Below are 8,696 nucleotides of genomic sequence, written 5' to 3' on the forward strand. Positions count from 1 at the left end.
AAAGGGTGTGGTCAGGATAGAGGTGAACCAGACCTATCCGCTCAGCGATGCGGGTCAGGCCCACATTGACCTGGAGTCGAGAAAGACCACGGCATCGACGGTCCTCATTCCCTGATACCGCTGAAGCGGGCCCGGAACCGCCCAGGTTCGGAAACCATCTCATAATGGAGACCCAGAGGAGGGTCATATGGTTGCGGGTAAGGAGGTATATTGTTTTCTCCTGGCGCTCCCCATAGCGGTCGCCGCCTGCGGCGCCAAAGCCCCGGAACCCGGTTACATAATCCTCAGCGAAGAGGATGGCTACGAGGTGCGCGAGTACGCGAAATATGTCGTTGCCGAGGTTACGGTAACCGGGACGCACCGTGAAGCGCTCTACGGCGGGTTCCGGATCCTCTTCGATTACATCGATGGAAACAACGCGGCCCGGGAGAAAATGGAGATGACGGCCCCCGTGACACGGGAGAAACCGCAGGGGCCGGAAAAGATTCCCATGACCGCCCCGGTTATCCTCGAGGGGGACGGGGAGGTATACGTGGTCGCCTTCGTTATGCCCCTTGCCTACCGCATCGATACCCTTCCCCGGCCGGGCAACGCCCGCATCAGCTTCCGGGAGGTGGAGGGAAGGAAGGTTGCGGCACTTCGCTTCTCCTGGTACGCCACGGAGAAAAGGGTAAAAGAGAAGAAAAAAACGCTGGAAGAGCACCTGGCACGGGACGGATACAGGGCAACATCAACCTTCCGCGCCGCCTATTACAACCCCCCCTGGACGCTTCCCTTCCTCAGGAGAAACGAGATCCTCGTTGATATCGAGTAGCGCAGGCCCTGCGCCACGGCTGTAATCTGCTGAAATTTTACCTCACTTCCCTGCGGGGAGTGTGGTACTATCCCAGAATATGTGAGGTGTAATAAAACAGGGAAAATCAGCGTAGTATATAATAGGACTTATTATCGACAGGAGCCGTTGATGGACACCCTGGGAAGCACGAAGGGGCAGACCGTAGCCGTTTGTGACGTCTGCCACGTTCCTCTGGGATGTTTCGACCTTGCAAGGTCGGATCATCTCTGGAAGTGCAGCGGCTGTGAGGACTACGGTTTTTGCGAAAAACGCTATTTCTTCCTCGACAAGCCGTTGAAGAGGGTGACGGTCGACTGCGGGAACTGCCAGCTGAAAAGAGACATCGAGGGGGAACTTGGGGCCCCCATCTAAAACCTGTCTCTAACGCGGGGAGCTTTTTCCGCGGTGGGTTTTGCGAGACTCGCCCCGTCGCCGAGCGGTTTCGCCTTGCCGGTGCATTTCAATCTGTGCCGGTTGTCTTTGCCGGGCCCGGAACCCCACCGGTAAGCAGGAGAGTGAAAGTGCCCTGTCTCCACTGAAGAAACCGGGTTTCTTCGGCACCCATCAAATGAAAAGAGATTCGCCGTATCCCGGGCAAAATTTCCCGTGAGGCTGTTTCGGGATCCTATTTCCCGGGTATAATGAAGATGGTAGAGGGCAGGAAAACCGCAAAGGGAGGAGGAGATGATCAAGATAGTGGGAATTTCGGGAAGCCTCAGGAAAGGTTCCTTCAACACGGCTCTCTTGCTTGCCGCTGCCGAAGTGTCCCCGAAGGACTGCGTCCTGGAAATTGCGAGCATCAGGGGAATCCCCCTTTACGACGGGGACATGGAAAAGGAGATCGGGATCCCCGAAGCGGTTGTAAAGCTCAAGGAGCGGATAGCGGTTGCCGACGGACTCCTTCTGGCCACACCGGAATACAACAGTTCGATTCCCGGAGTCCTCAAGAATGCCATCGACTGGCTCTCGAGGCCCCCCGAGGATATCCCCTGGGTGTTTGCCAACAGGCCGGTGGGCATTATCGGGGCAACGCCCGGGCAGGGGGGGACGCGCTTTTCCCAGACGGCCTGGCTGCCCGTACTCCGGTCTCTGGGCGCGCGGGCATGGTTCGGCAGGCAGCTCTATGTAAGCCAGGCTGCCGGGCTTTTTGACGGGTCGGGAAAGCTGGTCGATGAGAAAACGCGGGGCCGCCTCGAATCCTTCATGGAGGGTTTTGCCGCCTTCGTGAAAGGGTAGTGGCCGGGTTTTTCTTCTGCTCAGCGATCTATCTTAGAAGGTGTTATCGCGTGCCCTTCACGGCATCCAGAGGTACATGAACTCGACCCCTGCCAGCGGGGCGAAAGCGTCCTTCCCCCCGGTGATGATGTCCTCGACGGGGGAATTGCTGTCCCCGGATGCGGCATAGATCGACCCCTTGTACTCCCCCGTGCGGTAGTACGTGACCACCCGGGCCTCCTCGATGCCGAGAGACTCTTTCATGGTGCGAATGGCGTCGTCAAGATACCCGATCCGGTCGATGAGCTTTGCCCCGAGTGCCTGATCGGCCGTGTAGATGCGCCCGTCGGCGAGCACTTTCAGTTCCTCCATGGCCAGCACGCCCTTCCGCCGGGAGTGCACCGCGTCGAGGAACCGTTCGAAGAGTGAGTCGATGATCGCCTGAATGATCTCCTTCTCCTCGGGCGTGCGCGCCCGGAAGGGGGAGAAGATATCCTTCTTGTCACCCGATTTGTACGTCTCCTCTTCCACGCCGATCTTGCCGAGCAGCCCCTCGATGTTGAACTTGAGGACAATCACGCCGATACTTCCCGCAAGGGCCGTGGGGTGGGCGATGATCTCGTCCGCTGCCGAAGCCACGTAGTACCCCCCCGAGGCGCCAACGCTCATGATGCAGGCAAAGACGGGGATCTTCTTTCTCTCCCTGAAGTTCCCGATTTCGTGGTAGAGGATGTCCGTGGCCGTCACCAGCCCCCCCGGTGAGTTGATCTTCAGGATCACACCGGCCAGGTCGCGGTCCGCCTCTGCCATCCTCAGCTCCTCCCGTATCTGCTCTACGATGGAAGGTCTCCTTATGAGCCCCAGGCGGTCCGTTCGGGCCCGTTCCGTGATAAATCCCGACACGTTGACTAGGAGAATCTTCGGGCGGCCCGTTCCTTCTAAGACCTTTTCCTTCAGCTCCGCCGGCTGCGGAACGAGGGACATGTTCACGGCACATCCGGGGAAATGCAGGAGAGCAAGCGTAAGTGCCAGATAAATGCCTCTTTTCACCATGGGCTTTCACCCCCTCTGGGTTTCCCTTTCCGGGTCCGTCTGTGGTGAAGGATCCGGGGAAGATGTATTGAACATCTTACCACTTTATCTCAGCTTATTCCTTTGCCAAATTTCTCTGGTGCGTTCGGTTCAGGGCTTTACCCCGCACCCTTCCCGGGGGAAGGATCTCTTCGCGGGCCTTCCGGGGAGCTTCACCCATCCCCGCCGTTTACCCCGGAACATGACTATCCGGTCGGTTGATAATTGACTTAAAATATTGAATTATAATATTAATTAATTTTATAAAAAAAATATTGATTTATGATTGACTGCTCAGTCGATATTTGATATCTGTATTAGTATGAGCCTGGGCAAAAGGGCAAGAGGAGACAAGCGGGCGATGATCATCGAGGCGGCGGCACGGGTCTTCGCGCAGAAAGGGTTTTCCGGTACGGTCATGGCCGAGATCGCAGACCTGGCCGGAGTCGGGAAGGGGACGATCTACGAGTATTTCGATAGCAAGGAGGAGCTGTTCTTTTCCGTGTTCGAGTGGTTTTCAAGGGAACTCGGTGCGTCGGTCACGGTCAGCGTTGCCGCCCTGGGGGGTTCTGCTTCGGAGCGCCTCATGGCCCTGAGCAGTTCGCTCATGAGATCCTGGGACGAGATACGGGACATGTTCTCCCTGTTCTTCGAGTTCTGGGCCGCATCCCAGTCGTCCCAGATGCGGGAGCGGTTCAAAAACGCATTTCGAGAGGCCTACGGGGAATTCCGCGGTATCGTCTCATCCCTGATACGGGAAGGGATGGCGCGCGGCGAGTTCCTTCCCCATGTGGATCCCGAAGCCGTGGCTGCAGCCCTGGTGGGGACGTGGGATGCCCTTTTTCTCCAGGCGTGGTTCGAAGATTCCTTCGACCTCACCGCCACGGCGAGAAATTTCATGACCGTGCTGATACAGGGCTTGCAAGGTTCAGGGGGCGGAAGGGGGGAACCCTGATCGTTGCCGGGCAGGGAGGCCACTGCCTGGCGGGGGTAGGTAATATGCGTGAAAAGATGTGGCTGTTTATCTGGCTGACCCTCCTGGGCCTTGTTCTGCGGTGCGGTGGAGCGCACGCGCTGGACGCTTCGTCCCTGGTGGAGGCTTCCGTAGAGTATTACCGGGGCGAGGCCTCCGTTGCGGTGGTGGACATGGTCATCCACCGGCCGAAGTGGGAGCGGGCAATGACGATAAAGGGGTGGACCAAAGGGCGCAAGAAAAGCCTCTTTACCATAACCGCCCCCCCAAAGGACGAGGGAAACGGGACCCTCAAGCGGGGTGTCGAGATGTGGACATACAATCCCAAGATAAACCGGGTCATAAAGCTTCCCCCATCGATGATGTCCCAGGCATGGATGGGCTCCGATTTTTCAAACAACGACCTGGCAAAGTCCGACAGCATCGTCGACGAATATACCCACAGGATCGTCGGCGAGGAGACACACGAGGGGAAGAAGGTGTTCGTCATCGAGTCGGTTCCCAAACCACACGCCCCCGTAGTGTGGGGGATGCAGAAACTGAAGATCCGGGAGGATTACATCCTCCTCGCCGAGGAGTTTTACGACGAGGATCTCAAGCTGGTCAAAGCGATGACGGGGGAGCAGATACAGATGCTGGGCGGCAGGCTCTTTCCCCGGGTGTGGAAGATGCAGAAAGCAGGAGCCCTGGACGAGTACACCCTTTTGCACTACCGGGAACTCGAGTTCAAGGACGATCTGCCCGAAAGCTTCTTCACGCTCGGTGAATTGCGAAAGCCCCGGAGGTAGCGTCTCTTGGTATCCATCGACACGAAGATGGCATGGCGGAACATCTGGCGAAACCCGAGAAGGTCGATCCTGACCATAATGGCAATCGTCTTTGCAACACTCCTGCTCGTTTTCATGCTCTCCTGGCAGTTCGGCTCGTACCACACCATGATCGATACGTCGGTAAAAATGTACACGGGCCACCTCCAGGTGCAGGAGAAAGGGTACGGGGAAAAGAAGGACATCCGGCTTGCAGTGCCCGACCCTGAAGGGGTAGCCCGCATACTCGACGGCGTTACAGGTGTCGACGCCTATTCAACGCGTGCCAGCGCATTCTCTCTGGTCTCGTCGAGGGAACGAACGAGCGGGGTCCTGGTCGTCGGGATCGACCCGGTGCGGGAAGGCAGCGTCTCGACCATAACGAAGCTGATCCGAAAAGGGAGCTTTTTGTCATCGGGGGACACCAACCGGGCCGTCGTTGGCGCTCTTCTGTCGAAAAACATGCAGGTGGTCCCCGGGGATGAGCTCGTGCTCCTGGGCCAGGGGCGCGATGGTTCTATCGCGGCAACCGTGGTCAGTGTGCGGGGGATATTCGAATCCGGCCAGGATGAATTCGACCGGGGAACGATCCTGATCCCCCTCCCGTTTTTTCAGGATGTCTTCAGCATGAACGGTGCCGTTCATGAGGTGGTTGTTCTCGGAAGATCCCAGGATGACGTTGCTACGATGAAAGAAACCATTGCCGCCCGCATTGCCCGGCTCGAAGGCGGTGAACAGCTGGTTGTGCTGGACTGGATGGAGCTTTTACCGGGGATCGTCCAGGCCATCAAGATGGACCTGGTCAGCGGGTTCATCTTCTATGTCATTCTCATCGTCGTCGTCGGCTTCAGTATCCTGAATACCTTTCTTATGGCAATATTCGAGCGGAAAAAGGAGTTCGGTGTCCTTTCGGCTCTGGGGGCCGGACCAAAGCGGCTGATGAAGCTTTTGCTCATCGAATCGGCGAGCATGACGCTGGTGGGAATAGTTCTCGGGATCGCCGGTGGATGCCTCGTCACCTGGTACTTTCAGGTGCACGGGATTCTCCTCCCCGGTGCTTCCGACTGGCTCCGCATGTACGGGTTGCCCGAGAGGATGTTCCCCCGCCTCTCTCTTCTGTCCATCTCCATCGGTGCGGGTATCGTGCTGATCATAACGCTTCTGACGGCCCTTTATCCGGCCTTTGCCGTGCGGCGCATCGAGCCGGCAAGGGCACTCAAGGCGGCATAGGCGGTGGGGGGGAAGGGTACGTGCAAAGATGGCACTCAGAATTGGAATCTCGATTTGCGGATCGGGGAGTGAAGAGGGGGAGCGGGAAATTGTAAGCTGCAGAGGGCTGTTTACCGGGAGGCTCGATTGTATTTCCAGTTAGGCTGGCGGAACATATGGCGAAACCCACGGCGGACCATGGTTATCCTGACCGCCGTGATCATCGGGGTCTGGAGCATGGTTTTTCTCGGGGGGCTCATGCGGGGGTTTGCCGACCAGCTCGTTCGAAACAGCATTGCCACCCTTACCGGCCACATTCAGGTTCACGCGAAGGGGTATCGCGACGATCCGGCCATCGAACACAGCATCTCCGATGCTTCGAAACTGCAGGCGGTCCTCGAAAGTACCTTACCTCCCGGCGCAAACTGGGCTTTCCGGGTCAGGGTAAGCGCCGTTGCAAGCAACGCGCGGCATTCCAGCGGTGTGGTCATGGTGGGAGTCGAGCCGGAAGAGGAGGCCCGTGTCTCCTTCATCGGAAAGGCGGTGACCGATGGAGATTACCTGGAATCGGGTGATGAGTACGGGATAATCGTGGGAGCGGCCCTCTTTGAGAAATTCGAGACGAAACGGGGGCACAAACTGGTACTCATGGCGCAGGACACACAAAAGGAGATAGCTTCCCGTGCCTTCCGCATCACCGGGATCTTCAGGGCCGAACTGGAGGCCACGGAGAAGCAGTTCGTTTTTGTAACCATGCCCGCGGCAAAAGAAATGCTGAAGTTTGAAGGAGGGATCTCGGAAGTTACGATAGTTTTGCCGCGCCGGCAGGGCGCGGAGAGGGTGGCGGAAGATTTGCGGAAGAAACTTTCCCGGGATACATATGAAGTGCACACCTGGCGGGAGCTCCTGCCCCTCACCACGGCGATTTTGAAGATGTATGACGGCTTCATCATCTGGTGGTTCCTCGTCGTATTCATCGCCATGGCCTTTGGCATCGTGAACACGACGCTGATGGCCGTCTTCGAGCGGGTGCGGGAGTTCGGCCTGCAAAAGGCGCTGGGCATGAAACCGCTGTGGATAGTACGGGGCGTGATCACGGAGACGGCCTGTCTCCTCTTCCTCGGCATGCTCGCGGGAAACACCCTGGGATATCTGACCGTTTATTCCCTTGCAAGGAGGGGGATAGACCTTACCTCTCTCTCTGCCGGGATGGAGTTTTTCGGTTACTCCCGTATCATCTACCCCGTCATTCACGGCAGGGATCTGTTTGTTGCCAACGCCGTCGTCCTGGTGCTGGGACTCCTCGTGAGCCTTTACCCCGCGGTGAAAGCTGCCCGGATCAGCCCCGTTTCTGCCATGACCCAGACGTGAAGCATGAGCCGGTCTGGATTCGGGCAGGCACGGCCGTGAACTATACAATGTGGTGAAAATGAACGGAAAAGCTCTGGCGGGAGAGTGACATGGGAATCGTTGAGCTCAGGGGTGTGAAGAAAACCTACCAGGAAGGGAAAGTCGAGGTTCCCGCGCTTAGGGGCGTGAACCTCTCGGTTGAAAAGGGGGGCTTTCTCGCCCTTGCCGGCCCTTCGGGTTCGGGGAAGACGACCCTTTTGAACATCATCGGGGGCCTGGACTCGGCTGATTCGGGGAGCGTGACGGTCAATGGAAACGACCTGAATGCTATGAGCCAGTCCCAGCTGGCACAGCTGCGTCTCCAGAGGATCGGTTTCGTGTTCCAGGCCTACAACCTGATTCCCGTTTTGTCGGCAGCAGAGAATGTGGAATACGTGATGCTTCTCCAGGGAGTTCCCCAGCAGGAGCGGCGGAGCAAGGCGCAGGATATCCTGGACGAGGTGGGGCTCTCGGGTCTTAGCGACAGGAGGCCGGGCGAGCTGTCGGGAGGGCAGCAGCAGCGGGTTGCCGTGGCGCGTGCCATCGTCTCGAATCCGGCGATCGTCCTGGCCGACGAGCCCACGGCGAACCTCGATTCCGACACGGGAAGGGGGCTTCTGGAAATGATGAAGAGCATGAACGAGAAAAGAGAGGTCACCTTCATCTTCTCCACCCACGATACCATGGTCATGGAGTTTGCCCGTCGCCTCGTGTTGATTCGGGACGGGCTGGTGGATGATGACCGGGTCAAATGACCGTTCCCCTCCCCGGGGTTTCCGTCTCTTCACAGATCGGTATCTGCCGTCGGCGGGGAGTGAGGAAAATTTCACCTTCCGGCCCGGGATGGTACGGTGAGAGGATTCAGAAGGAAAAGGTTGTCCGTTACCGGCTTCCTGCTCGGGTTAGCCCTCGTATCGATGCATCAGGCGGCGCCCCCGGCGGCCGGGGAGGTCACGGCGACGTGGGGCGGGCAGGTGAAGGCACAGGGCTTCGTTTCGCGGGCAAAAAGCGGCTCCCTCTTCGAGCCCGTCGGCACGGGAACCCTTTTTGACGGGAACGTGCAGTTCCGGCTGAAAAACGACCTCTTCTTCTCGGAAAAAACCTATTTCACCACCCACTACGAGGCGGTCCTCTCCGGGGGCGACACGCGAAGGAAGGTAAATACCCTGGACCGGCTCTTCCCGGGTATCGCCCGGGT

Annotated in this window: 11 protein-coding genes; 10 read left to right on the plus strand and 1 reads right to left on the minus strand. The window is 58.2% G+C overall.

Annotated features, from left to right (window positions below):
* The 4 genes from GTN70_08170 to GTN70_08185 form a co-directional block, all read left to right on the plus strand.
* A partial coding sequence (locus GTN70_08170; protein ID NIO16960.1) for a quinone oxidoreductase occupies positions 1-115 on the plus strand: 115 nt, incomplete at its 5' end.
* A 72-nt stretch (positions 116-187) separates the two neighbouring features.
* The gene (locus GTN70_08175) at positions 188-814 is read left to right on the plus strand and encodes a heme-binding protein (GenBank protein NIO16961.1); all 627 of its coding nucleotides are present in this window, start codon (positions 188-190) and stop codon (positions 812-814) included.
* 150 nt (positions 815-964) lie between these two features.
* Positions 965-1,207 carry a hypothetical protein gene (locus GTN70_08180; protein ID NIO16962.1) on the plus strand — a complete coding sequence of 81 codons (243 nt, stop codon included), beginning with the start codon at positions 965-967 and terminating at the stop codon, positions 1,205-1,207.
* Positions 1,208-1,522: 315 nt separating this feature from the next.
* The gene (locus tag GTN70_08185) at positions 1,523-2,071 is read left to right on the plus strand and encodes an NAD(P)H-dependent oxidoreductase (GenBank protein ID NIO16963.1); all 549 of its coding nucleotides are present in this window, start codon (positions 1,523-1,525) and stop codon (positions 2,069-2,071) included.
* 57 nt (positions 2,072-2,128) lie between these two features.
* Here GTN70_08185 and sppA read toward each other — a convergent pair whose 3' ends face one another.
* On the minus strand, positions 2,129-3,103 hold the full coding sequence (gene sppA / locus GTN70_08190; protein NIO16964.1) for a signal peptide peptidase SppA: 975 nt from the start codon (positions 3,101-3,103) through the stop codon (positions 2,129-2,131).
* Between the two features lie 340 nt (positions 3,104-3,443).
* Here sppA and GTN70_08195 point away from each other — a divergent pair, with 340 nt between their 5' ends.
* From GTN70_08195 to GTN70_08220, 6 genes are all read left to right on the plus strand, one after another.
* A complete protein-coding gene (locus GTN70_08195; GenBank protein NIO16965.1) occupies positions 3,444-4,076 on the plus strand; it encodes a TetR family transcriptional regulator in 633 nt (210 codons plus the stop codon).
* Positions 4,077-4,120: 44 nt separating this feature from the next.
* Positions 4,121-4,882 (plus strand): outer membrane lipoprotein-sorting protein, encoded by a 762-nt coding sequence (locus GTN70_08200; protein ID NIO16966.1) that lies wholly within the window; start codon positions 4,121-4,123, stop codon positions 4,880-4,882.
* Between the two features lie 27 nt (positions 4,883-4,909).
* Positions 4,910-6,130 carry an FtsX-like permease family protein gene (locus GTN70_08205; GenBank protein ID NIO16967.1) on the plus strand — a complete coding sequence of 407 codons (1,221 nt, stop codon included), beginning with the start codon at positions 4,910-4,912 and terminating at the stop codon, positions 6,128-6,130.
* 126 nt (positions 6,131-6,256) lie between these two features.
* Positions 6,257-7,480 (plus strand): FtsX-like permease family protein, encoded by a 1,224-nt coding sequence (locus GTN70_08210; GenBank protein NIO16968.1) that lies wholly within the window; start codon positions 6,257-6,259, stop codon positions 7,478-7,480.
* Positions 7,481-7,569: 89 nt separating this feature from the next.
* The gene (locus GTN70_08215) at positions 7,570-8,253 is read left to right on the plus strand and encodes an ATP-binding cassette domain-containing protein (GenBank protein ID NIO16969.1); all 684 of its coding nucleotides are present in this window, start codon (positions 7,570-7,572) and stop codon (positions 8,251-8,253) included.
* A gap of 96 nt (positions 8,254-8,349) precedes the next feature.
* A partial coding sequence (locus GTN70_08220) for a hypothetical protein (GenBank protein NIO16970.1) occupies positions 8,350-8,696 on the plus strand: 347 nt, incomplete at its 3' end.

It is taken from the genome of Deltaproteobacteria bacterium (assembly GCA_011773515.1).
In the GTDB taxonomy this organism is placed as follows: domain Bacteria; phylum Desulfobacterota; class Deferrimicrobia; order J040; family J040; genus WVXK01.